This window comes from Bradyrhizobium sp. 132, assembly GCF_023074185.1.
GTDB lineage: Bacteria > Pseudomonadota > Alphaproteobacteria > Rhizobiales > Xanthobacteraceae > Bradyrhizobium.
The window spans coordinates 1-25,369 of the sequence record NZ_JADPKY010000060.1 but is presented as its reverse complement, the minus strand read 5'-3'; the positions used below and the strand labels follow the sequence as shown (position 1 = coordinate 25,369).

General features: G+C 60.8%; 14 protein-coding genes and 3 pseudogenes. 3 read left to right on the top strand and 14 right to left on the bottom strand.

Features of this window, described 5'->3' with window-relative positions; translation table 11 throughout:
- Window positions 1-1,026: 1,026 nt before the first annotated feature.
- From IVA74_RS10410 to repA, 10 genes and pseudogenes are all read right to left on the bottom strand, one after another.
- A complete protein-coding gene (locus IVA74_RS10410) occupies window positions 1,027-2,604 on the bottom strand; it encodes a winged helix-turn-helix domain-containing tetratricopeptide repeat protein (RefSeq protein ID WP_247342494.1) in 1,578 nt (525 codons plus the stop codon).
- 340 nt (window positions 2,605-2,944) lie between these two features.
- A complete protein-coding gene (locus IVA74_RS10405; RefSeq protein ID WP_247342490.1) occupies window positions 2,945-4,501 on the bottom strand; it encodes a porin in 1,557 nt (518 codons plus the stop codon).
- 268 nt (window positions 4,502-4,769) lie between these two features.
- A pseudogene (locus tag IVA74_RS10400) lies at window positions 4,770-5,169 on the bottom strand (DNA-binding protein); the annotation flags it as partial.
- A 265-nt stretch (window positions 5,170-5,434) separates the two neighbouring features.
- Window positions 5,435-5,938, bottom strand: coding sequence for a hypothetical protein (locus tag IVA74_RS10395; RefSeq protein WP_346730935.1), 504 nt, complete (start codon window positions 5,936-5,938; stop codon window positions 5,435-5,437).
- 15 nt (window positions 5,939-5,953) lie between these two features.
- The gene (locus IVA74_RS41140; RefSeq protein ID WP_346730934.1) at window positions 5,954-6,172 is read right to left on the bottom strand and encodes a hypothetical protein; all 219 of its coding nucleotides are present in this window, start codon (window positions 6,170-6,172) and stop codon (window positions 5,954-5,956) included.
- Window positions 6,169-6,735 carry a hypothetical protein gene (locus tag IVA74_RS10390; RefSeq protein WP_247342487.1) on the bottom strand — a complete coding sequence of 189 codons (567 nt, stop codon included), beginning with the start codon at window positions 6,733-6,735 and terminating at the stop codon, window positions 6,169-6,171. The genes IVA74_RS41140 and IVA74_RS10390 overlap by 4 nt, the downstream gene beginning before the upstream one ends.
- A gap of 150 nt (window positions 6,736-6,885) precedes the next feature.
- Complete coding sequence (locus IVA74_RS10385; protein WP_247342485.1) at window positions 6,886-10,413, bottom strand: hypothetical protein; 3,528 nt, start codon at window positions 10,411-10,413, stop codon at window positions 6,886-6,888.
- A 1,053-nt stretch (window positions 10,414-11,466) separates the two neighbouring features.
- Window positions 11,467-12,699: a plasmid replication protein RepC gene (repC, locus tag IVA74_RS10380; RefSeq protein WP_247342480.1), complete on the bottom strand. Its 1,233-nt coding sequence runs from the start codon at window positions 12,697-12,699 to the stop codon at window positions 11,467-11,469.
- Between the two features lie 263 nt (window positions 12,700-12,962).
- The gene (repB, locus tag IVA74_RS10375; protein ID WP_247342478.1) at window positions 12,963-13,979 is read right to left on the bottom strand and encodes a plasmid partitioning protein RepB; all 1,017 of its coding nucleotides are present in this window, start codon (window positions 13,977-13,979) and stop codon (window positions 12,963-12,965) included.
- A complete protein-coding gene (gene repA, locus IVA74_RS10370; RefSeq protein ID WP_026233724.1) occupies window positions 13,979-15,181 on the bottom strand; it encodes a plasmid partitioning protein RepA in 1,203 nt (400 codons plus the stop codon). The genes repB and repA overlap by 1 nt, the downstream gene beginning before the upstream one ends.
- A 2,302-nt stretch (window positions 15,182-17,483) precedes the next feature.
- Here repA and IVA74_RS10365 point away from each other — a divergent pair.
- Together IVA74_RS10365 and IVA74_RS10360 are read left to right on the top strand one after the other, a co-directional pair.
- On the top strand, window positions 17,484-18,662 hold the full coding sequence (locus IVA74_RS10365; protein WP_247342555.1) for an RHE_PE00001 family protein: 1,179 nt from the start codon (window positions 17,484-17,486) through the stop codon (window positions 18,660-18,662).
- Between the two features lie 907 nt (window positions 18,663-19,569).
- Window positions 19,570-19,799: pseudogene (locus IVA74_RS10360) on the top strand (cell wall hydrolase); the annotation flags it as partial.
- 190 nt (window positions 19,800-19,989) lie between these two features.
- Here IVA74_RS10360 and nadC read toward each other — a convergent pair.
- The 3 genes and pseudogenes from nadC to nadA form a co-directional block, all read right to left on the bottom strand.
- Window positions 19,990-20,870 (bottom strand): annotated as a pseudogene (nadC, locus tag IVA74_RS10355) (carboxylating nicotinate-nucleotide diphosphorylase).
- Between the two features lie 11 nt (window positions 20,871-20,881).
- A complete protein-coding gene (locus IVA74_RS10350) occupies window positions 20,882-22,486 on the bottom strand; it encodes an L-aspartate oxidase (protein ID WP_247342474.1) in 1,605 nt (534 codons plus the stop codon).
- 9 nt (window positions 22,487-22,495) lie between these two features.
- Window positions 22,496-23,602 (bottom strand): quinolinate synthase NadA, encoded by a 1,107-nt coding sequence (nadA, locus tag IVA74_RS10345; protein ID WP_247342471.1) that lies wholly within the window; start codon window positions 23,600-23,602, stop codon window positions 22,496-22,498.
- A gap of 724 nt (window positions 23,603-24,326) precedes the next feature.
- On the opposite strand from nadA, the gene IVA74_RS10340 reads away from it, so the two are divergent.
- On the top strand, window positions 24,327-24,941 hold the full coding sequence (locus IVA74_RS10340) for a MarR family winged helix-turn-helix transcriptional regulator (RefSeq protein ID WP_247342469.1): 615 nt from the start codon (window positions 24,327-24,329) through the stop codon (window positions 24,939-24,941).
- Here IVA74_RS10340 and IVA74_RS10335 read toward each other — a convergent pair.
- Window positions 24,889-25,369 (bottom strand): transposase (locus IVA74_RS10335; protein WP_247342466.1); only part of this gene is annotated, 481 nt, incomplete at its 5' end. The genes IVA74_RS10340 and IVA74_RS10335 overlap by 53 nt on opposite strands.

The window sequence follows — 25,369 nt, the reverse complement described above, 5'->3', positions numbered from 1 at the left end:
TCTTGTGCAGCGACGATACCAGTGCGTCAGCCAGCGCGCTTAACGTTCGGCTTACATTTTCCTTACCAACGGCATATTCTTTGCGCTCCAGCTGGTGCTACAGGCCTTCACCATCGGAGGCCGCTTGACGCATCGTATTCGTCACAGGCTCGGGCTGCATCGAGATGGACGCCGTCTTCGTTGCACCCCAGGCATTTGGGTTTGCCGATTATCTGATCCGAAACGGGAGCGGGTTGTCAGCACGGACGACCTCATCAAAACCATAGGGAAGGGCAGCGTATCTGACGCGGCGCTGACAACCGCCCGAACGCCGTCCGGCAGGGGCGAGAGGCTGCGAGCCCGGACGATGCGCCCGAGGGCGCCGGTGCGGCACCGGACAAGCCCTCCATCGCCATGCTGCCGCTCGCGACGATGTCTGACGATCCGAGCAGGCGCACTTCGCGGAGGGATCGTTGAGGAGATGACGACCGGGATCTCGGTGATCAAATCGCGGTTCGTGATCGCTCACAACACGCCATCGACCCTCAATTTGAACGAAAGGAAGCCGTTCGGCTACTGCGTTTAGCGTCAACCGGACACGTTGGCGACGCCTGCATCAATTTCGGCTTTTTCAGCCGACGATGTCAGGCTGATAATGAGATGGTCATCATACGGTCGGTGCTCAAGCCAGTTCATGTCTCCGTGGAGCTACAGAGGCTGGATCGACAAGATTGCGGAACAGCCGGAGGAAGCAATCCGGAGCTTCGAAGACGCGAGCCGAATGAGCCCCGTCGACTCGCAACAGTTCACAGCGTTAACCGGGGTGGGAATTGCTCTTATAGAGCTTCCTCGCTTTGACGGGACCGTCGGTGGAGGAAAGCCGCTGCCTCACAATCCCTGTTATCCGGTCCGTTACCGCTGCCTCACGTCTGCTTTTCGCCCAGCTCGGACGCGACCGAGGCCGTTGTCGACCCGAACTGAACCTCTTTGCCGTCTCGGAAGTCGGCGTACTCATCGAAGCGATTGCGCAAACAGTAGTCGCTGCGATTATCCTTTCGGTACTCCGGCGATATGCATCCCTTTGACGAAGCGTTTGATCCCTGCGACGAACGCCGGCTCGCCGATCATTGGAGCCTCTTTGACGCGGCGGATGGTGAACCCTGGATCGAGCGCAAGTCCCCTTTTCGCCGCGACCTGCGCCTCATCTAACCTTCCGAGAAGCGCAAGCGCTGCAGCGTACCCAAAATGCAGGAGCGGATAATTTCGGTTGGCTTCGATACCTCGAGCAAACCAGACGGCTGCTTCAGCGTCGGCAGCGATCACCAGCTTGGAAAAGCCCGCCGTATTCATCCATCGAAACGCGGAGGTATCGCGAGGAGAGAGCCGCAGGGCTTCATTGATGTGGGTCTCAGTATCTGCGGCGCGACCCATGTAATTCTTCGCAACGCCCAGCATCTCGTAAGCATCAGCCAAGTTGGGATCCAGCGCCAAGGCTCGCTCGCACTCTGCCATGCCCAGGCGTACGCGATTGGTACAGATAAGAACGATGGCCAAGGTGAGATGCGCCCATGCATGGTCGGGAGCAAGACACAGAGCCCTTATCACCTTTGTTTCTGCTGCTGCCAGATGTTCGTGGGGGTTATCGGTTAAGAACAACACTCCAAGTGCGGCCTCGACTGTCGCCGTCCTGCTCAAGGCATCGATATGATCGGGATCAATAGCGAGGGCTTGTTCAAAAAAGCCGCGAGCTTCTGCGAGGTATTCGGGTGTCAATCCCTTGTTGAAGGAATAGCGGCCCTGGAAGTAGAGATCGGCCGCATCGGGATGCAACCTTGTTGCCGCGCGACGTGACTCTGCGGCAACCAGTTGGACATCGAGAGCTCGGGCAAGTCTGTTCACAATTTCGTCTTGCATTTCCAACAGGTCAGCGACGGGTTTGTCGAAACGATCGGCCCACAAATAGCAGCTACTATCCACGTCCATCAGCTGCACATTGACTCGAAGGCGGGCTCCACCTCGTTGCACCGAACCCTTGAGCACGTAGCGGATATTGAGTTCGCGACCAATTTGTTGGAGGTCGATTGACTTGCCCTTGTAAGTGAAGGCGGTGTGCCGGCCGATAACGAACGAACCGCTAATCCGTGATAAGTCGGTGGTAAGGCTCTCAGTGACGCCATCTGCGAAGTACTCTTGCTCTGCATCACCGCTAAGATTGGTGAAAGGCAAAACAACGATTGAAAGGTGAGCCGGTGAGAATGGCCGTTGTGCTGTGTCTTCGTTCAGCGCCGAGTTCGATGACCCTGTGTCGGCGCTTTGACCCTCGTGCACCGTGGCAACGAAGCGGAAGCCTTTGCGCGGCAATGTCTTTATAAGGCGTTGCTTGTCGCCATTGTCCCCGATCGCGGCCCGAGCGGCATTCACGCGGGTTGTCAGCGCGGCATCCGAAACGATGCGTCCATTCCAAACCGCGCTGATCAAATCGTCTTTGGTGACTACGTGCTCCCTATGCCTGATCAAATGATCAAGTAGATCGAAGACCTGCGGGGCTGTCGGGACCAAGTCAAGTCCTCGCCGGAGCTCACGCCGGTCGGTATCTAAAACGAAGTTTTCGAATAGATAGCGCAAACTATCTTTCCTTGCATGACGCGCTGACCGCGCTCCAAGAGTTGCAGTGCAAAGATAAACCGTCGCTGGTTTCGAGGGAAGTCCGTGCCTTGCACTTTGCGGACGAGCGTCAGGGTTTGGCAGCATCCGGCTTCTGGCCCGGATGCCAGGTTGGCGGGTTCGCATGCGCCGGGAAGACCGATTCTCCATCGTCTTCTCATCCTCTCGCCGGCTCGGCGGCGTCCCTACGTGACAAAGGAGCACCTGCAGAAGGCCCCCGGCGGGCATGCCGGAGGCCTCCTTGGAGGTTAACTTCGTTCTTTGAGCCCTCTTCTCTCCTTCCGCTGGTTTAGACAGAGCCTCACCAGTTCCGCTGAGCCCGCAAGAGCAGGGTCAGCGTGCTCTGATCTTTCAATTCGTAAAGAGCCGCCGGCTTGGCGACCGCAGACTGCACAGGCAGTGTCACTGTACTTCCGCTCGCGTACTTTTGGTCAAGCATGGTGTAGGCGAGATCTGCCGTGAAGGTCAGGTTCTTGACCGGTGTCCAGCGCGTGACGACGCCGACAACCCCATAGTTGAAATCAGGATTACAGCCAGCATTGCCGCTCGACAGCGCAAGGTTGGCTACGAATGCACCGCAGATGTAGCCCTTCGCTGCGTTGTTATACCGAACGGCGCCCGAGCCGCCGTAGATGGCACTATTCCAATGAGGATCCCAGTTGTGTGTGTAACCAGCATGGAAGCCGTACGTCCTGGTTAGCTCCTGGCCCGCACCGGCAACGAACACGGAGTCAGACAAGCCCGCCAGGCCGACGCTTTGATAAGCACCTGCCAGCCCCGTGCCGCCGTACATCGCGTAGGTGGTTGGCATCAAGTCGTTGAAGTTGTAGCGGGTCGCGCCGTTGGTATAAGCGCCTGACACGTTGATCGTGTCACCGGGTCCAGTCGGGATGTTCTTGATTGACAAGGCCAAAGCAGCAGCCCAGCCCCACTTGTCGTCCGGATGCCCGGTCGCTTCGTCGCCACCGTAGTACCCAGCATGGTTGTCATGCGCCGCGAACGACGCCTGGAAGAGACCCCACGCCTGGTCAATACGAACCATCGCGACGAGATCTGGAGACGATGAACCGCCGATGTTGTTAGTACCATATGCACCGGTCGCGAGAGCGGCCGCCGTTGCTCCACTTACATTCCAGATATTGGTCGTGCCGTAGGCGACCTGATCCTGGGCTGAGAAAGCAGCCGTGATGCCTTGTCCGAAGTCAGCGGTATAGGTGAACTGGTTCACGCCCGTGACCCATCCGCCGCCGCCCGGAAGATCATCGAACTCGTTGCCTGGATAGTTGGTCCAGGGCGCCGAGAACTGTGAGACGGCCTTACCCATCGTAAAGCCTGCGAACTGGATAAAGGCGGAGTAGACGCCGAGCGAACCACCAGCGACCTGTGAAGCGGTCGACGTTGTGTAAGCGGTCGCCCCATTGACGGCGCTCGTGCCGGCGCCAGTATAGCCGCCCGACGTCCAGGTGAACACGCCCGAGAAATAGGTGCGAACGAGGCCGTACTCAGTCGCGGTGCGCGTGTCGATGCTCAGTCCTTCACGAGCGCGCCAAGTGTAGCTGTTGCTTAAACGGTTGCGTGCTCCCGCTACGCCATTGGCGGCCGGGTCAAAATCGCTGTTGCTATTCGCGACAAAGTCAGTGCGCAGATATCCGCCAAGCTTCATGCAAGTGTCCGAGCCAGGGATGTAGTAGAAGCCGACGCCGTACAGTGAGCAAACCTTCACGTACTCCACTGCTCTGGCTTTGGCTGGCAGGTCAGCAGCTCGTGCCCCACTCGACGCGAGAGACGCCGACGCAAGAGTCAAAACAACATTCTTGATTGTTCGAAGTAAGCGAAAGTTCGTTTCTGAGAGTGTCATTGTCCCTATCCACTGGAGGTCAGCATTTGTGCGGCCGACGCAGTATCGTTGGGACGCAATCGTTTGGTGACGGAGATCAAGTAATCCGATGGCAAGGTTCGGATTTCACGATGGATCACCTGAGAACTGGAGTCATCCAATCGACTTCTCGGCCGCGAGATACGTAGGGCTAAGCGCGTGTTGCTGCGCAGGTCCAGGCGAGCGGTCGGATGCCACCCAGCGACAAAGCGCTGAGCTGTCGTACTGGCCTATGAGCTTCGCACCCTGGGAGCTCGATCCACTTCCAGCCTTCGGCGGCGATCGTTTCCGCCTCTGCCTTTCGCTTCTCAGCGACCAGACCGTCGAGCAGAGCGACGTCCTCGAGCCAGCCGCCGTCGTCGGACTGGAACGGGTTGCGCAGCACCACGCCACCGGCCGCCTCGCAGGCATCTAGGCCAACAAACATGGCGCGACGGTCGGAGGCGCGCACCGACTTCTCCGTCAGCATGCGGCGGATCTGATAAGGCTCTTTCTGCCAAGAGCCGGAGATGGTCTGCCAGACCTGCTCCTGGCGGCCGTGATCCGCGGTGACGGCGAAGGCCATCAACTGCTCGAGCGACATCCTCGTCGGCATAGACCTCGAGCAGCGCGGGCGAAACCGAGGCGAGTCGCAGGCGTTGGTTCACCACGTTGGGCGAGCACGTAGCTCACGCTGTCTCGCGGAAATCGCCGAGATAAACTGCGATGAGTGCGGCGCAATTGCCGGCTGAGGCTTTCTGCCATTGCGGCTTCGTCTGTGGCGACGCACCAGTCTATGACATCGCGGATAATCTGGCGGGCAAGGTCGCCGCTTGTTGGGCAGAGGTTGAACCGTCGTGAAGGAGACATAACACGGCATCGGCGCGCACTCCGACTCCCCCGCAATCCCGGTTACCGCGCGTCCTCTTTCCTTGCTCACTGCGCCAATTGATCTCCATTCCCCTCTCGCTCGCCAGCATCGCTCTGGCTTATGGCGACAAAGCGCTCTCGTACAATATCGACCCGGCCTTCAGGTCCCTTGATATTGCCGTCGAGAAAATGATCAAAATCGTCATGACCTAAGAGCGCTTTGAACTTCTCTGCAATGTAGCAGCGAACATCATCGTCTGCGTTTTGGATTTCAGCCACGAGTTCCTCTCGCCCGTCAACGACGAGAAGGATGTCCTCGATGTCACGGCTGCCGAGGAGATCGTCGTTGCCGCGGCCGAGATATGCTTCCAACTTTGTCGCCACGAACAGTTCCAGCGTGAGGCGCTTGATGTTCAATGTCTCGTTCAGGTGACACGTGACCGCCGTCTCGATGCCTTTGGCGTGCCAGCGATTGCTAAAGCCGAGAATACTTTCATCATCCGGCATGAAATCGACTTTGAGGTCGCCGAGCCGCATACGGCAAATGACCTCGTCTTCCGGAGATTCCACGAACCCCTTCTGACGCTACTCGTCTTGCAGTTGAGCCCATTGCGCATGTCCGACGAGATCAACGATCAGATCCACGTCATCGGTTGCCCGAACGGCTTCGAGCACGATCTCGTCCGTAATGAAAAGGGCTGTTGTGCAACCGCCAACAAACACCAGCCGCTCGCGCAGTTCATCTCCCAAAGACGGCGCGACCGTTTGCAACATATGAAGCAATTGGCCGTTAACGGTGGTCATTTTCTGAGAAGCCTTTCCGATAAACGCTCGGCCGCGAGCCCAGCCTCCCTTTGATTTCCAAGCCTGACACCATCGATAAGGGCCAGATACTCGTACAGGCGATCGTCTTTTTGAATGGCCTGGGGTACGCTTTTAAACAGCGGGTCTACCGCCTGCCCCATGTCTTTGCCTTTGGCGTACAGCCAGACGTAAATGTACTCTCCTGCGCTGAGCAGAAGATTTTTAAGCGGGGCGGCCGCAAAGGCGGTGGGGATGCCGCGGGTCATCGCACCCGGTTTAGCCGGGAAAACGAACTTCAATCCGTGCACCACGAAATTATAGAGATTGCGGCGGTTGGGCTTTGCCTGGCCGGTTTCCCGATCTTTGACCGCAAGTCCCGACGAAATGCTCCGGTTAATCGACGCATTGACCTCTGTCTTGCTGATACCAAGGGCTGATTCCAGGCTGCGTACTGAGTACGGGTCATCGTTATGCGCAGCCTCCCCAAGATGCGCGTCGCCCTCATTTTTGGCCTGCTCAAGGCTCACGAGCTTCAGCAATATAACAACGTCTTGACTTTTCACACGGATTCGCCCTCGTCCGCTGTCCTCGGACCAAGGACAGGACCCACAAAGGGAGTCTTCGGATCGAGATTAGAACGTACTGCTTTGTGGCGCGCACTAACGCCGGAGGTTCATCCCACTTCCTAGTCGTATTTTCGATTTCTCGCTACTTCAAATTGTTGCTGCTTCAAGTCTGCCCTTGCTTGTCAGCCGAATTCGCACGCCCAACCGGCCCGCCAGCGTTTCTAACGAATCCATAACCGCTCCCTTGAGCGAGATGGTGGCGCCCGTGTGGATTTCCAGCAATACATCTAGCGCGGTTTGCGTGCCGTGCGCGGCGATCATAGAGACGGCTCCGGATGCCCCGTTGTAGGAACATCGGGCGACCACTCTCTCGAGAAATGGAAGCGGCAGAAGATGCTGTCTTTCACGCAACGTCGTCAGTGCATGCCCAACGTGTGCTGCCGTGTCCGAATCTAGAAGATCGATATCGTTCGAACCAAGCACCTGGTTCAATCTCCGCTCGATCGCCGACAAGGCGTCCTCGGATCCAAATCGCGCGAATCCCTCGGCCAAGTTTAGCCCGTCGATCGGTTCATAGTCTTCCATGGCCGTCCACTCCTCCAGCAGCGGCAGGAAGAGGTCAGCGCCCGGGTGCAGCGGCGCAGCATCGATCACTCCTCCCTCGAACATGTCCATTTGAAAAAGGCCTGTCATTCCAAGCACGATGCTGCTGGTCAATCCCGCCCTATCCGATGGAGAGAAAGTGCGGTCCTTGAGGCGTCGTATCAAGGTCTCGACCAGCGATCGGGACCGATGATGACCGAAGATAGCAATCGTCGCGCGGAGATCCTTGATCGGGAGCCGGTCCGCTGCCGCGACCAAGCCGCACATCGAATCCGCGTCGCCATATCGTGCTGCAAAGATCGATAGTCGCCGGCGTAATTCGCCAGGGATGCCGTCTTCTTGAGCGAGAGTTCGACAGATTTCGGCCTTTCGTGCCGGGAGAAGTCTACGCGGCAGATAGCCTAAAAGCTCAAGTTTCTCCTTCATCTCCAGGTCGGACCGCATCAAGGCGTCCCTTAGAGACGAGCCGGGATCCTTCAGTTTCATGATGACTTCGACGGCGACGGAGGGTGTGTGATATCCCGGCATTCCCAGTGCGGTCTGGACGAGCAGCATCGCTCGAGGGTCCACCGGTGTGGAACGAAGGCCGAAGGCTTCCAGACGCATGTAGATCGGCAAGCGCTCGTCAAGCGCGACAGCCAGCAGACACTCATCGGACAGCTGTGTCGGATCTAAATGTCCGATGAGCGAAGATATAGCCTCTAGGTCCTTTTCGGACGCACCGTCGCGACGGGCACGAGTGACATACATGTCGAGAGCTTCATTACCGAGTGCGCTCACTGCAGGCTGCATCTCGCCAAGATTAAGCAGATTATCGATATCTCCTGTAAGAAAATCCGCGAGAATCGAACGGGTCAGATCTGGGGCTTTGATCTGTGCGACGATGGTCCCGGCCCCATGGTGCAGGAGCCAACGGTTGGACAACAACGCGCGCAATTCATGAATCATTGGATCACAGAAGGCGGCGGCAATCAGGGCTCCGACCCGACCACCCAGCCGCCAAGCGGCTGAAGGCCATAGTCGACACAATCGCCGCGTGAGTTCAGTTTTCAGCGACGGCGCGACGCTCATACCATTCGCGACACAGCGGGCCATGAGGCGCATCCCGGTACCGAACGCGTCGTCTTCCTGTGCCAGGAAGTTTGTGACCAGCGGGATCGGATGCGGATGCCGTTCGAGCACGAACTGAAGCGTCTGTGCCCACGGCCTCTTCGATGCCGAAGATAGACGGCCGGAGATTCCTTCCATGCGAAAATCCAGTATGTAACATGCAGCGAGGTATTCCTGGACCACAGGGAATGGAAACACGAAACGAGCGGGTCCACTCGGGCGGAGCACGCCGCATGTGATCAGCCTGTCTAGCGCGGGCTGCACGGGCTGACCTGCTCCGAGAGCGTTTCGAACCGAAGCTTCCAAACGCCGCGCGTCGACGCCGATCTCTTCGCGCTCTAAAGAATCGTAAGCGATTAACTCTGCGATAGGCCGCAGCGCGGCCGGATCGACCCCGGCACTAATCGTTCCCTTGAACTGCTCCGGACGGAACAGCAGACCAAGATAAAGCTCGAGCAACTCGGTCCGCTTCGACGGAAGTTCGCTCACTTCAAGTCCCGAACAGAGCAGGATGGCGAGGAAAAGCGGGATGCGGGTCAGCCGCTCCAGATCGGGACGAGCCGTGAATGCTTGCTGCAATCGTTCTCTAAAACCAGCCTCGTTCGGGCGGTAGAAGGAAATATACCTGCCAATATCGTTGGTATCCAGCGCGTCCAATTCAACAAGCATTGCGTCCGTCGGCGCCGCTAGCGCCGCGGCGTCGCGAACAGTCAGAAGCCACGGCACGGCCGGATAGCGTAGCGAGAAAGTCTTGACACGCTCGAGCATGACGGCGCGACGGTCGATCGAGACTTCATCTAGCCCGTCGAAGAAGAGCACCAATAGCCCCGTTTCCGCGGCCCTAGTCCAATCAACGGAGACTTCGAACTCCGCATTGAGTTGGTCCTGAAGAAAACGGCCGATGCCGCCTTCTTGCTTTGACAGTTCATGAACGGAGATGATCGCGGGAAGCAGTCCGCGCCCTGCCGCCGATTTGGCCAACGACAGGCACAAAGTGCTTTTGCCGAATCCTGGGCCTGATACGACCACGACGCGGTCGAACCCGGCCGACGGAAAATTCGACAAGTCCACGGAGTCCGGCCGGAGGCCAAACCAGGGATTCGGCACCTCGTCATCGAAGTCTGCGCGGTGAGAACGATCGTACCGATGAGCGCGGGGCCAAATAAACGTCTCGTCGATCGGCTTGACGACACCGGTACCGGGAACCTCGATCACTGCCTTGCCCGTCAAGACGCCGCGGTAGCTATCGGCTCCCCATCCGTGGGGTTCGCCGATCACCACTCCCTCGCTCGTTAGTCGTTCCATGAGCCTCGCAGGCTCGAAGGTTCCCCGCACGATTGAAGCCCCGCCGACCATGTCGCGGAGTAGAGCGAGCAGCGACGAGGGATCCCGGTTTGAATCCGGCATCCATAACGGTGCATGATCACGCTCTATCGAGGCGTGAGAATAGACTTCCACATCGACGCGCGAAAGCAACGCGCGAATGTCGTCGGCGGTGACGGCGTAATCCGCGAGTGCGGTTTCGATCTTGGAGAACAGCGAGCGTTGCCCTTCGTTGAGCCGCTTCGTAATGTATTCTTCGTGGTCTACGGCGTCGGTTGTTCGGCGGCAGCATTCTTCCAGGTCCGCGGCTATTTTTGACGGCTCTCCAAAAGCCAAAAGCAGGCGATCCTCAAGTGCCGTTGTAGGCCGAGCCAATTGCTCGCAAAACTGCTGCCATACGCGGCCCCAGGCGTCGGATGAAACGTCCAACGAACGCTTCGCCTGGATGTAGCGTCGCGATCCGTCACCAAGTAGCACCACAATGTCGTCGACGGCTTCAGGTGCTTCCATGCGCACATGCAGGACTCGATCCCGTCTTGCACGGGACCGAAGGTCCACCATCCGGCCGAGATATAAGGCCGCTATCGTGTTCTGGAAGAAAATTCCGGCCTGGTTCGCCGGTCCGCCTGCTTCCGTCATTCAGAAATGCTCCCTCCAACGTTGGCAATTGCTGCGGCGTCTCGCAATCGCCGGCTGCCATATTCCTTCGCGCAGTACGTCAGTGGAAAAGAAGGAAAATTAGCTAAACACGCTCCGCTCGCTCGTACCCGACACTGATCATCGCCAAGGCGCCTCCACTTCTCAGGACTATATCGGATCAAGAGGACCGGCCATCAATTCCTGCAAAGACGGCCGTTTCACCTCCTCCTTGGGCACACAAATGGACAGTTCGCGCTGCCACCGCCCAAGGCCTCTCACTTCGAGGTCAAGCCGAATAGGCAGCCAGTTTTCAAACGGAGCATCGGCGAGCAGTTCGATTCCGTAAATTCGCTCGACACACATGAACGGCGTGTGTTGGCGATTATCGAGAGGATCGATGTAGGGAATTGCGGCCTGGCGGATGACTTCTAATTTCAGGATTTGCTCGAACCAGGGCGAACCCGCGAGCAGACGAAATATTCGGCGAAGCGCGTGCCAAAGTCCTTATGAAAGGGGCTTTCCCCTCTTTGACTCGAGAGGCATCTCTTTATCGTTTGCGGCAGTGCATCCACCCCGGCTGCCTCAGCTATGCCGCCATTCTCCGTTGGCATGAGATCATGGTCCTCGGACAGTGCAAAATCTGTCGGGAGCTCGGCCGCGCTGATTCGTTTGGCACTTTGAAATACCGGGCACTTAGCATGTAGCCACCGCTCTGCTCCTTGCTGATGGATGGTGGCGCCCGTAGCACGCGCCCATCTAAGTTGCACCAGACGCGAATGTCTGTTGTCGCAGAACCGCGTGCTCGACCATCTCCCATCCAACGGGATTAGCGTCCCCAGGGCTCGGCCCCGGGTCCGCTAACCGTGCACGTGCATCCGCTGCTCAGCGGCGCCTCCATGACGAGGCTGGAAAAACAGACTAAGGATTCAGGTGGTGTTTTGCCAAGACGATCTCTGCGAACAGCTTGCGTCGACACCGCAGCAGCCGGTTGGACTGGCCTCTTCGATCCACGAGAAACGTAAGGTTTGGGCGGCGCCTCATCGCCTCATCGCCTCACGCCCGCTGCTTGTCTCGGCGGCGAGAATTGATCTGCGCCATCAGGATCGGCCCAAGCGAAAATTCGCCGACCTCGGCTTTTCGCGTCAGACCGCGCAAATAACCGCCGGCGGAATTGATCGCCGTCCCGCGCTGCAGGATGCACGCGACGACGATGGCTGCGGGCACCTCGCCCATGACTTTTTGCGCCTCCTCCCAGGCGCTTGGGCTGATGCCCAGCATCGATCGCACAACGGCCGCGGTAGCGAGGAAATCGCGCCAGTTCGAAACCCCACCCTTCGCATAATCGACGATGTCTGGACACGCACTCAGAACCATTCCCAACGGATAGGCCCCCTCCCCGACTCGCGACGGTTGAGGTTTGGGCTCCGCTCCCGCCGCCCTGCCTTTTCGGAAGACAGGTTCAAGATCAATCGGGGTATCTGGATTTGAAGTCTGTATGTGGCGCTCAGAGTGGGACTCATTGGCGCCCGGATTCTTGGATTTGATGTGTTCTTCCAGAAGATTGAGTACGTCATCGGCAAGCTGAGACAACTCGTCGGCGATCGGCTCGAGCTCCTGGCGCGTAGCCGTGCGCGGAATCTGATCGACGATCCCGCGGAAGGCAGCGTGCACAACCTGCCAATCGGCAGGCCCCTGCCCTCCCCTTCGCGTCGGAACGGCTTCCTCGATGCCAGTTGCAATCATCTTCGCGATGTCGCGCCGGCACAGGGTGATGCGCTCTCGTACGAGCTTGAGTGCGCGGGCCTCGGCTTCGATATCGGCTGCCAGGCTCTCGAACTCCTCCGAGCGCACGACCAGCGGCGACAGATCGAAGCCGAAGGCGAGCTCGATGTCGCCGGCATTGTCCTTGCGCGCATACCGCTTGCCATTGGGACTGTCGCGCCGAACGATCAGGCCCGCGTCGACCAGCACGGAGAGGTGACGTCGCAGCGTTGAGGCCGGCATGCCGTGCGCCCGCCGACTGAGTTGATGATTGGACGGGAAGACAATCAGATCGCCTGCCCCCGTCAGTGCGGTCTCGGGGTGGAACGTTAAGAGCGCGTTCAAGACCGAGAGCGAGCGCTCCGACACGCCAAGGCGCGGCCGTGCCGTGCAGATGGCGTGGAAGATCTTCCACTTATGGACGATCTTTTCGGGCGGACGTTCGGTTGCGACCATCTGGCTTGCCACATGGGCAAGCGTCAGCGATCGCCGCCCAAAGGGCGTCGTTGGGGAGTGTGACTGCATGTCTTTGCCTCATGCGGGCAAAGAAAATCCGCTCACCAAAACGGTGCCGTCGCTAAAGACGCTTGACTGCGATTCGTGAAAGTGATTCTCTGTCAGTCGCCAAACGTGACGAGAGAAGGCTTTCGGACGGAGACGTTCCGGGGGCCTTTTTTCTTTTCCGCTATGCTCCTACGGTGAGAGGACGGAAACGCGGGTACGCATCGCGCCGCCCGACCGTGTGAGGTCCAGGCAGCGCCATATCCAAAGCGGCAAGACGCCCGATGTCACTCATCGGTGCCTCCATCGAGAAATGCCCGGTAGAGTTCCGGCAGCCGCGAAATCACAAAGTCTCCAAACGCAGGCGCGGCCTTTTCATCTACAGCTAGCGTGATGCGATCTGCGCGACGTTCAATCTTCACGATTTTTTTGCCGCCGTCATCCGCCCAGGTTGTCGGCCGTGTAACCTTGGGCTTGCGGGGCGCCAGCGCGGCGAAAGTTATCGCGAACCGTTCATCGGAAGTAGCGCGCTCAAACCGATCGCTGGCAACGCTGTCGGCCAATACCTTTTGGTCGTTGCGGCCTACAAGCCGCTCTGCCAACTCCATCCAGCGCCGGCGGCCGGTTTTTGGCGCTGGCCCGATTGCATCGAGTAGGCTCCGGGGAAGGGCTCGCGCGACCGTGATGAGGCGGGAGAGCTCCGTCTTGTCGACGCTGAGCGCCGCCATGATGATCTCGCGCTTGAATCCACGATCCTCGAGCGCGGCGGCGTAAGTTGCCCGCTCAATAAAGGACAGATCCTCCCGCTCACCATTCTCCTTGCCTTGTGCCACCACCAGGTCTTCGTCGCTAAGGTCGCGGACCACGGCCCGCGCAGGGCGGCCAAGTTCGGCGAGCGCACGAACGCGACGATGGCCATACGCAATCTGAAACCGGCCGGGGCTGGACGGATGCGGGCGAAGGAGGATCGGCACCAACTGCCCATTGGCGCGGATCGATTCAACGAGAGCGGAGTGCTTCTCGTCCACGCTCGTCATACGATCGGGAACGATCGAGGCGTCAATCAAATCTGGGGCGATCTCGACGACGGTTTGACCGGTGGTGAGTTGCTCGGTCAAGGCCTTGGCGGCGTCGCGCTCCGCGGACAACATCTCAAGCGAGCGGCTCATGGCGCCGACAGCCCCACGCGACCCGAGTGTTGGCTGGGTTGGTCTGCGATTGTCGCTGGGCTCGCCTGACGGTTGTTCGTTGACCGCGGTCAACTTGTCATCGATGAGGTCAGCAAGCAGGTTTTTTCGACCCATTAGGCCCTCCCCCACGCAGCCTGGATGAGGCTTTGGATTTCACCATTGACGCTGTCCAGCGATTCCATGGCGCGGTCGTAGGTAGCGCGCGTGAACTGGTCGCGGCTGACCTCATAGAGCGTTTGCTTCGTGATGCCAGCGTCCGAGATCGCCGTACTTTTCAGCATCATGTTCGTGACCATGCGGTCGCCAAACAGCGAGCGCATAAAGCCGACCATTTGGGCCTGCGGTCCATCGCCGGGCTCATAACGCGTGACGAGATAGCGCATCCAATCGTAATTCATGTTGCCGCCGGCCTTGGCGACGACCGCAAGAAGGTCGGATGTCATGATTAGAAACTGGCACATCGACATGACATCGAGCATTTGCGGATGCACAGGGATCAGAATTGCCGTTGCTGCGCAGAGCGCAGAAAGCGTGAGAAATCCGAGTTGAGGCGGACAATCGATCACGACAATATCGTAGCGGTCCTGGACCGTGGCGAGGGCACGGGCAACGCGGGCGAAGAACAGCGGGTCACCCGACTGGCGCGCAGCTAGCGCTTTCGGGGTTTCATGTTCGAATTCCATCAGTTCGATGTTGCCAGGAACGATGTCGAGCCCCGAAAAGTAAGTCTGCCGAATGATCTCATTCAGTTCGCGACGCGCATCGTCGTAGCGGATGGCGCCGTACAGAGTTCCGTTTTCCTCGACATCAAACTCTGGCTGATAGCCGTGCAGCGCGGAGAGCGAAGCCTGCGGATCCAGATCGATCGCCAGCACTCGATAGCCCTGCAGCGTGAGATGTTGGGCGAGATGCGCGGCCGTGGTGGTCTTCCCCGACCCACCCTTGAAATTAACGACCCCAATGACTTGCAACTGTTCGCCCGCGACGCGATACGGTCGGTATCGGCGCGCGCCCTTGCCGGATTCATCGAGATAAGCACGAAGACTTTGAATATCGTCGAATGTGTACGACCTTCGACCCGATGGGCTGGTGTCCGGCTGAGGGCCCCTGCCCTCCAGCGACAATTGGCGGAGGTAGCCGTCATTAATGCCGACGAGCTTAGCGACTTCGCCAGATGTAAAGCGGCGCAGATGCTTGCGTGCTTTTGGCGGGAACAGCTTCGTTCGGTGGGCGTGCAGCTTCGCCGACAGTTCCCGCGCGTCTGCCGCGATCGTGTCGTGGATCGCCTGCGGCGCGCCAGGCGTGATTGACGCCATCGCTTGTTGGTCGTTCAGGGCCACGGCTTTCTCGCGTAGTTACGAATTTCGGGTACACGGCATGCGCAAAGCGTGGCTATTACGCCCGATTCTGGCCGGTCTCGCAACAGTTAAAGGGTAAATCAATCCTTAACGGTCCGAATCGGCCCACGGGTGGTCTAAAGTTGACCGCGGTCAACTCTCGGCACGTAGCCTGCGCGGCTGCTGCGAAGGCGCCGCTCTTAAACAGAAGTTGACCGCGGTCAACTTTCTCCGACGCAGTTCCCACAATCGACTCGCGCTCGAACTCTATCACCGCCCCATTCGGATCAAAATTCAGCGTTGAGCCCTGGCGCGCTCCGCTCAGCCGCAACCGCAACATCCGCTGCGCGGCGCCCGCGCCGAGACCGTGCAGACGCGAAGGATGGCAGATCGGAAGGATGGCAGGTCGAGAGTCCCGCGACCCGTCACGAGCAAGTCGTCCAGCGGATCACCAGATGCGGGCGCTTGCGTTTGCACCGATTCGTCACGTGCTGGCTTGGAATGGCGAGCCGACTCGGCCAGCGCTGCAGCGAGGGAAAGTGCCCTCTTTCACCGCTAAAGCCGGCGCGCTCCCAGCCGCCGTTCCACCCTCGAAGCCGCATGATCATCGGCTGCGAACATGTCGCGCTCGCACAGCACGACCGCGACGTCAGCCCGCATAGCGTGACGATCAAGGGCTTTGGCGGATAGTCGGCTCCCAAGCGGCACAACACCCCCGGAAGCAGTGGACCTCGCGGCAGGCGTTCGAGCTTAGGCACGGGGTTGAGGACCTGTTATCCCTCGCGGGTGTCCTATGCGGATCATCCGCCGTACCATCCCGGGTTGCTGGGCCCCACGCTCCACGCGACTGGCGGGACTAAGAAAGCAGCAGGGATGGCGGCGCGACGGGCAAGAGGTAGACCGGAGCCGGTCGGGCGATCAGTGTCGCCGAAACCGGTCTCGGCCAATCCAGTTCGGAAGGAACGGCATCTCTTCATCTTCGCGGAACGGGCCACAATGCGGATCAACGGCGGTGCAGCCCATTTCCCGCTCGCAGCCGAGGGCGAATGCAGATGTAGTCGGCGGAGGCTTCCTCAGCTCCGCCTCCTTGGCGCCTTCCAGCATCCAGGTCGCACCGCGCCGAGGTTTGCCCGAGCGGGTCTCGGATCGGTTGTCTTGAAACCACGCAAGCGCGGGCGAGGGCATCGACGAGGTTGTGGTCGTCCGGGACGGATCGAGGTCGGCTAGGGCGGCAACAATGGAAACAAAGCGCGCCCCGTGTCCGGAGACGGAAAGGGCAGGGTAGGGGGAGCGGAAAGGACGGAGGAATAGGGGAGGCGTTTATCAGCCGTTAACCATAAAGTTCCAGTCAGCACCACAAAGAGCCGCACGTCGACCTGAGGCCGCCCGTCACTGGAAAGCCAGCGACCTTGGCCGTCCTACTAACGGGGCCTGCTCTCGTATTCCCTGTATCGGAATCACCTAGGGATGGTTGCGTCTAGAGGAGCATGCCATAGCGGTGCATATCGAGAATTCGCAGACCGAGGCGATGGCGCGGGAATTGACGGTGGTGGAAAAAGGTCCGCCTCACCCGAACAGTGCATCGGCACGCGCTCATGAGCTCGAGATCGAGACGACGTCGTTTTTCCTCGACCGTGGCGTCCAGTTCTGCCCGGATGTGCCAAAAGGGGGGCGCCTCCGCGGCGGACAGCGCGCCAAAAGGATTCCGCGACGGCCTGTATGAGGAGATTCATCGGCGCATCGCCCTTCATCGCGCTCATCAGCGACTGAGACGAGGCACGCGAGCTTTTGGCTCGCCTGCAGGAAATCGGAACGCGTCTGACGTCGCCGCAGGCCGTGGGGAGGGGGGTGCCGTGCCGCCGGCACTAATCTTGGGGTCAGCGCCACCGCGGAGGGGCTCGAAGATTAGCTAGCCGATGCTCATTTCCGCAGTCCCGGTGCAGCCTGAGACCGCACGGCTCGCTGGACGCCATTCTCCCTTTGGGCAAGGGCGGTCCGGCGGGCGTCAATTTCCGGGCATGTTTTTACCTACGCTTCACCTTGCCTCCGCGCAGCTCGATTTTCGAAGGCGGCCTGCTCTGCCGGGGAGGGCACAGTCACCGGAAAGGTACGGCTGGTCCGGAACAGGGCAGGGGGTTGGCACGAGTGGCGATTTGTGGTTGATCTGAAGCTTGGCGCTGGTGATTTACAGCGCTGTGCGTGCTGATCGCACTGCGGCGGCACCCCCGACCGATAACGCGTGCTTATCGATAGCGAGAGGAGAGCGGGAACAGGCCTCGCTATGACGGAACATAAAGGTGTGTTAGGTTCCGTTTCGCTGTTTCCTCTTAAGGTTATCAAGGCCTTGTCTTCCGGCTACAAAATCGCCGATCCACTGCCTTGGGCTCAGCTCGCGGGGCCGCTCGCCGCGGCCGAGGATGCTGTCGCCCGCCTCGACGAGCGACTGGCCAAAAGCGCAATCCGTGACGGCGCGATCAGCCGAATGCACTTCACCGACGCGTGCGCCACTCTGTGGCTTGATGGCGAACTTGTCCACCTCGATGACCTCGTGCTTCACGACGCCGGCATGGACGTCCGTGCCCCCACCCACGAGCTGACCCGGGCTCACGCCGTGCTGCGCGCCCGTCGGCGCATTGCCGACGCAAAGCCCAATTGGGCGCTGTCGGTTTCCGGACTGGCTGACCTTCGGGGCCGGCGCGAGCGAGAAGAGGTCGAGGAAGGTCTCGGGCTCAACCAGGACGCAGAGCGGGACGCGGTGGGTCTCGACGGACCGCTTGGCGTCATGAACACCGATCTCCATCTGGCCGCAGCCTTCGCCGCGGTCGATGCCGCCAACGCCAAGGCGGAGCGCAGACTCGCCGACGAGCTTCGGTCGTGGCCAGAGCGGGACTCGCTCGTCTACGATCCGGACTGGGACGAGGACGGCCGCCTCGACGACTGGCGCGCCGTCGTCGATGAGACCCGCAAGCTGCCGCCGACTCTGGCGGCTGCAATCGCCGCGGATGCCTGGGACGCGATTGAACCGCTCGAGCACACGCCTTGGCTAGGGTGCCTGCTCGCAGCTAGCGTGTTGCGCGACCGCGGCAAGACACGCTGGTATCTGTTGTGCCTGCATGGAGGGCTGAAAAGCATCTCGCGTGAGCGTCGGCGGGCGCGTGACGTCGCAGCGCGGCTAGTTGTGCAGCTCGAGGCGATGACGGCCGCCGCCGAGGCCGGCCTAAAGGACCACGACCGCTGGCTGATGACCAGAAACCTCCTCGCCCGAAAACTCGCCGGCCGGCGCGCCACTTCAAAACTGCCGGCGCTCCTCGACTACGTGCTGACCCGGCCGATTGTCTCGTCCGGCATGATCGCGGCGGAGCTTGGGATCACGGCCCGTGCGGCCCAAAACCTCGTCGCCGAACTCGACCTTCGCGAGACGACTGGCCGCGGACGCTATCGCGCGTGGGGCATCCTGTAGAGCGCGAGGCGCAAGCAACGTGAATTCCGTGCCAAGAGCGTAATGGGCGAGCATTCGTGCGCCGCAGAACATCAGTGAGGCAGCACGGAAAACGGGATCCCACAACGCGTCCGATGGATCGCCGCTGCCGCAGGTATTGAAAGAGTTGACGCGGATCCACACGCTGCTCGAGAAGCACTAGCGCGACATGCAGGACACCGAGTTTACGGTTGAGCAGGCAAGCTATAGATGCTTCGGACCCGCGGCGGCACGTGCCGATTTCGTGGTGCTTCTTCGAGATCATGAAGGGCCTGCCGGTCACGATCGGGCTTCCGGGTACCCTTCATAAATTCCTGGCGAACACCGATGCGAGGGAGTGGCCGCACCACAATGGTGAGACAGTGGGAAACACAGCGAGTCCCCTTATGATACGGGCGTGCAGGGCTTCTCACCACTCACGTTGACCGGATGTTTATCGTTTCCATGAGCGGCGTTTACCAGTGCACGCGGTCACTGCGTGGAACCACCTGTGTTCGCTTGCGTGCGCTGCACGCGCAACACCGATTAACGCCCCAGCAACCTAAATTAGATACTCACGAGAAGACTCGAATCGCACGGATGTACTGCGGTTCGATTTTTCTGGCGTAAGCGTAGCGTGCGCGTAGCGACTTGTGTGTTTGCGTACCCGTCCGAAGGGCGCGCGGTTCGCGTCCTTCGGCACTTGTCTCTGCATCTTCGCATCAACGCCAGGAGAGACCGGCAGTAGCACACGGCCTCTTCGCTGGCGCCTCAGCCGTTCGCGCGCCGCCGCTCGCAATCCCAATCGGTTCCAGGCCCGCGACGCTGCGCGCTCGCTGGCGATTCAGCCGCTCGAACCGCTGAAGCAGGCGGAAGCACGCCAGAAACTCTGGAAGGCGATGCTGGTGACCAGATCTGGCTGCCCGAGGTCGGCAAGTCGACGCACTACCACGCCTAGCGGGTGCGTCCGTCCTGGCTGGCCGAGATGAAGAAGATGACACGAGCGCCGTCCACACCTTCTACCGGCCTTGCGCCTGGGGCGACGCCAGCGAGGAACCAAACTGGGGCATCCCGCGCAGACCGCTGCACTCTCCCCCCGAACTCGCCGAGGAAGCGAAGAGCTCGGCCGAGATGGCGTGAGCGAACGGCGGTAACCTTTCTTACGTTCTCCCCGCTTGCGGGAGACGTAAGATCGCTCTTGCGATGCGGGCGAGGGGGTACAGGTCTTTCGACAGTCGAATACGTGGAGAGATGCCCCTCACCCCAGTCCTCTCGGCGCGAGCAAATCTCGTTGCGGCCCCGTAGGAACGGGGAGAGGGAGAAGACCTCCTCAGGCCTCGATATCCAGCGCACAGTCGAAATTCGGTGCCGAATGCGTCAGCGCGCCGGCTGAGGCGTAGTCGACGCCGGTCGCCGCGATGGCTGCGATCGAGTCCAGGGTGACACCGCCGGATGCCTCCAGCTTGAGGCGTCCCTCGTTGAGCCTGACGGCTTCGCGCAGCGTCGCAATGTCCATGTTGTCGAGCAGCACGGCGTCGGCAAGGCCGGTGTCGAGCACCTCGCGCAACTGCGGAAGCGTGTCGACCTCGATCTCGATCTTGACGAGATGGCCGGCATGGGCGCGGGCGCGCGCCAGCACGGGACGGATGCCGCCGGCGACCGCGATGTGGTTGTCCTTGATCAGGATCGCGTCGTCGAGACCGAAGCGGTGATTGAAGCCGCCGCCGCAGCGTATCGCGTATTTCTCCAAGGCGCGTAGCCCAGGCGTGGTCTTTCGCGTGCAGCAGATTCTCATCCGGGTGCCCTCGGCGCGCGCAACATAGTCCGCCGTGAGCGTCGCAACGCCCGACAGGCGGCCGACGAAATTCAGCGCGGTCCGCTCCGCCGTGAGAATGGCGCGTGCCGGCCCCGAGATCGTCAGCACCTGCTGCCCGCGGGTGACGCGCGCGGCGTCGCGAACATGTGCGCGTACCTCGATGTTCGGCGAAAGCTTTTGCAAGGTGGCGAGCGCCAGCGGCAAGCCGGCGATCACGCCGGATTGCCGTGCGACCAGGATGGCTTGCGCCTTCGCTGCCTCGGGGATCGTCGCAAGCGAGGTGATGTCACCGGCACGGCCGAGATCCTCATCGAGCGCGCGTAGCACGGCCTCGTCGAGCGCTAGCGCGGGGAGAGAAAGGCGTCGGGATAGAGCAGAGAGGTCGGGGTGATCATGGCAGACTCCGTCAGGCGATCATGGGTTGCGCGGCTCGCGGTGTCGGGCGTTCGGTCAGACCGTCCGCGAATTCGCGCACTGCTGCGAGCGTCGTCATGGTGCGTTGCGCGAGGGCGGGAACGTCCGCGGAATGGTCGGAGCGGAAATGCGCGCCGCGGCTCTCGCATCGGCTCCAGGCCGAGGCCGCCACGAGCAGGGCGGCCGTTGCCATGTTGTGGACCGCGATGCTCGTGGCCTCGCGTTCGAGCGCGGCGAAGCTGCGAACCGCTTCCGCAAGCCCGTCACCATCGCGGATCACGCCGACATGCGTGCTCATTAGCATCCGCAGCCGCTTCACGGCCGCAGCATCCGGCGCGCCGTCCCGCGGGGTCGGCACGTCCGCAAGGCGTGCGGGCGGGAAAATGGTGCGGCCGGCGATGTCGTCGGCGATGCGCGCGCCGTAGACCACGGCCTCCAGCAGCGAATTCGACGCAAGCCGGTTCGCGCCATGCGCGCCGGTGGACGACACTTCGCCGCCGGCCCAGAGCCCGTCGATCGAGCTGCGGCCGCGATCGTCCACCGCGATGCCGCCCATGTGATAGTGCGCCGCCGGTGCGATCGGGATGGCCTTCGTGGCGGGGTCGATGGCGGCGGCGATGCAGCTTGCATGAACGGTGGGGAATTTGTCGGCAAAACGTGCGCCCAGCGCTTGCCGCGCATCGAGGAAGGCGCCGCGTCCGGCCGAGATCTCCGCGAACACGCCGCGGGCCACGATGTCGCGCGGTGCGAGTTCGGCGAGCGGATGGCGCGCCGCCATGAAACGCTCGCCACGGCCGTTGATCAGCGTCGCTCCTTCGCCGCGCAGCGCTCCTGTGGCGAGCGGCGCCGGATCGCGGCCGACCATGATGGCGGTCGGGTGAAACTGCACGAACTCGGGATCTGCAATGACCGCGCCCGCGCGTGCTGCGATCGCAAGGCCGGATCCGCTCGCCTCGCGCGGATTGGTAGTGACGGCATAGAGATGGCCGACGCCGCCCGTGGCGAGCACCACCGTGCGCGCGGCGAACAGGACCGGCCGTGCGGCGAAATTGTCGGCTTCGCTCAACTGAAGGCCGGTGACGGCGCCGTCCTCGGTCAACAGCGCTTCGGCGACGAAACCTTCGATCAGCCGGATCGACGGCGTGCGCCGCACGGCATCGCGCAGCGCCGCGATGATGGCGGCGCCCGCGCCATCGCCACGCACATGCACGATCCGCCGCGCCGAATGTGCAGCTTCGCGTCCGACTGCGAGCCGGCCTTCGAGGTCGCGGTCGAACGGCACGCCATAGGCGAGCAGATCGTGGATCCGCGCTGCGGCCTCGCGCGCGATCCCCAGTGCGACGGCTTGGTCGACGATGCCGCCGCCGACCGCGATCGTATCCGCGGCGTGCGCGTCCGGCGTATCGCCCTCGGCCACGGCCGCGGCGATGCCGCCTTGCGCCCATGCGGACGACGCGCCCTGCCCAAGCGGCGCGGCCGAGATCAATGTCACAGGTCGCGGCGCGAGCTTCAGTGCGCAAAAGAGTCCGGCGAGACCGCCGCCGACGATGACGACATCGTCGGGACTGCGGGTGAGGTCGTGGATGCTATCTTGCATGTTCCGCTCTCAATTCTTCAAATTGATCATCCGCTCGACCGAGCGCCTTGCGCGTTGCGCCAGCGCGGGATCGATCGTGACCTCTTCACGAAGCGTCAGCAGGCTCTCCAGAATGTTGGCGAGCGTGATGCGCTTCATGTGCGGGCAGATGTTGCAGGGGCGCAGCATCTCCACATCGGGCAGCTCGGCCCGCACATTGTCGGCCATCGAGCATTCCGTGATCATCACCAGCCGCCGCGGCCGCCGCTCGCGTACCCAGTTGATCATGTGCGCGGTCGAACCCGTGAAGTCGGCCTCGGCCAGCACGTCAGGTGGGCATTCGGGATGGGCGATGATCTGCACGGAGGGATCGGCCTCGCGGTAGCTGCGCAGCTCGGCGCCGGTGAAGCGCTCGTGCACCTCGCAGGCACCCTTCCAGGCGATGATCTTCACGTCGGTCTTCGAGGCCACGTAAGTGGCGAGATAACGGTCAGGCAGGAAGATCACGCTCGGTGCGCCGAGGCTTTCGACCACCTGCACCGCGTTCGACGAGGTGCAGCAGATGTCGACCTCGGCCTTCACCTCCGCGGAGGTGTTGACATAGGCAACGACAGGCACGCCGGGAAAGTTTTCGCGGAGCAGGCGCACGTCGGCGCCGGTGATGCTGGCGGCGAGCGAGCAGCCGGCGCGCGTGTCAGGAATCAGGACCGTCTTGTCCGGATTGAGCAGTTTCGACGTCTCCGCCATGAAGTGCACGCCGCACTGGACGATGATGTCGGCCTTCACCCTGGTGGCTTCGACCGCGAGCTGGAGCGAATCACCGCCGATGTCGGCGACGCAGTGGAAGATCTCCGGTGCCTGGTAATTGTGCGCGAGGATCACCGCGCCCCGCGCCCGCTTCAGCTCGTTGATCGCCTTGATCGTCGGGGCCATCAGCGGCCATTCGATCGGCGGGATCACATGTTTCACGCGCTCGTAATGCGGTGCGGTGGCTCGCTCGACCTCCGGCGTCCATTCCAGCGAAGGCATCGGCAATGCGGGCCTCGAGCCCGCTGGGACGGAACGCGGCGCAGCGGTGGTTTGGCCCTGCGGCCGGTTAGCAAAGTCGTCGGGGCCGTAAAGTCCAGAGATCGGCATGAAGCCTCCAGCACATATTAAATAAGCTCAATTTGAGTACATATGGAGCCTGAGAAACCCGGCCGAGAGGCCGGGTTCGATTTCAGCAGCGCTCAAATATGCTCAATGAGTAAATTAGACCAGGACAACTAACACTACTCCGAGAGCTCCACGGTCGAATTTTTGGATCTCGACTGAACCTATAAGGGGCGACCAGGCTGCAAAGTGTGAAGTCGCATAACCCGTCGAGTAACACGCGCTCGTGGACGGCAACTGCGACAGAGACGCGACAGCGCAATGCGGTTGAATCCCGCGTTCAGGCCATCAATTTCGATGAATTTCCCCGCAGCGCCTGTGCGAGGTTGCGCCCCAAAGCTGCTCAGTATGGAAGCCGTTTCGAAGCCGTTGCCCGGGATCCGGCAACAGACCTTCGAATTGGCGCTATCGAAGCGGGCGAAACGCCGCGCCGCTGCGCGAGACTACGGATCGAGATCTTCCTTTGAACGTGCATTTCGGTGAGATTACTAGCATTCGCAACTCAGCTAGGCGCGGCCGCCAACGGCGGGCCGAGATTCTCGTCGAAAAGCCAATAATCCGAATCACTAGTAATCGTTCTTAAATCGTGGACGCAGGTGAGCGCGTGATGCTTGCACAGGATCGCTGCAACGAGCAGAGATCCTCTATTGAAACCTTGTCAGTGCGAACGAGCTCTGAGGATAGGGCCTAACATCCGGTGGCGCCGCATTTGACCAAGCCAGCAACGCAAGTCGGGAACGACTCTGCTGACACTCAGCTGCTGGTGCGGCGATTAACGTTGGAGGTCCGATCCCTCAACATCTGTCTGGAGGATTTTCTTCAAGTCCGGGCCAAGGCACTCGGCATCACTGGACCACAATTGACAATCTTGATGGCAGTGACAGACCTAGCGAGCGAGGGGGATGTTGCAGTCAGCACGGTGGCAAAATTGCTGAAAGTTGATCCGTCCTTCATTACAATAAATTCCAAGGCGCTGGAGAAAGCCGGATTTCTGCGGCGCAAGCCCTGTATCAGGGATGGTCGGGTCGTCCACATTTCACTGACGGACAAGGCTTGTAAGCGCCTCGCGAACGTCGCTGCACAACAGAAGGAACTCGATCAATTTGTGTTCGGTGAGCTTGGCGGTGAGGAATTGACCAAACTGTCTAGCAGTCTGCTGAAAAACCTTGAAATGGAGAATTTTCATTTTTCCGCCGGTCGTTTTTGGAACGGCGCGGTAGAGTTGGATGTAATTTCTGGCTTGTTATTGAGTGTGCCCCGGCGCGGGGTGGCTATGCGGCGAGCAGTTTTGGAATTCGGATCAGGTTATAGGCGATCAGATTAAGCAGGAAGTCGGCGGCGACGCGAGCGATGCCCCGATGTTTGGTCTTGCGCATGGTGCCATGCTGCTTGCCCCATCCGAAAATGCACTCGACCATCGCCCGGCGTGATTGCGACATGCCGTATCCCGGATGCCGCGTGGTTCGTTCGTCGATCGCGCTGTTACGGTTCTTGCCGGTTTTGGTGATGGCCTGATTCTGTGTCACATGCGGCGTCACGCCGATGGCGCGAAGATTGGCGACATGATCGGCCGTATCGTACGCCTTGTCCTCACCAGCCGTGATGCGGCGACCTGCGGCTTTGCGTCTCGCCTTCAGCATGACCTCCGCAGCCCAGCGTTCGGCGGTGCCATTGGCATGCGTGACCCTGCCGGCCACCGCCAGCCCATGCCGGTTCTCCATGGTGGTGTGGCCCATATAGCAAAGCTTGGCC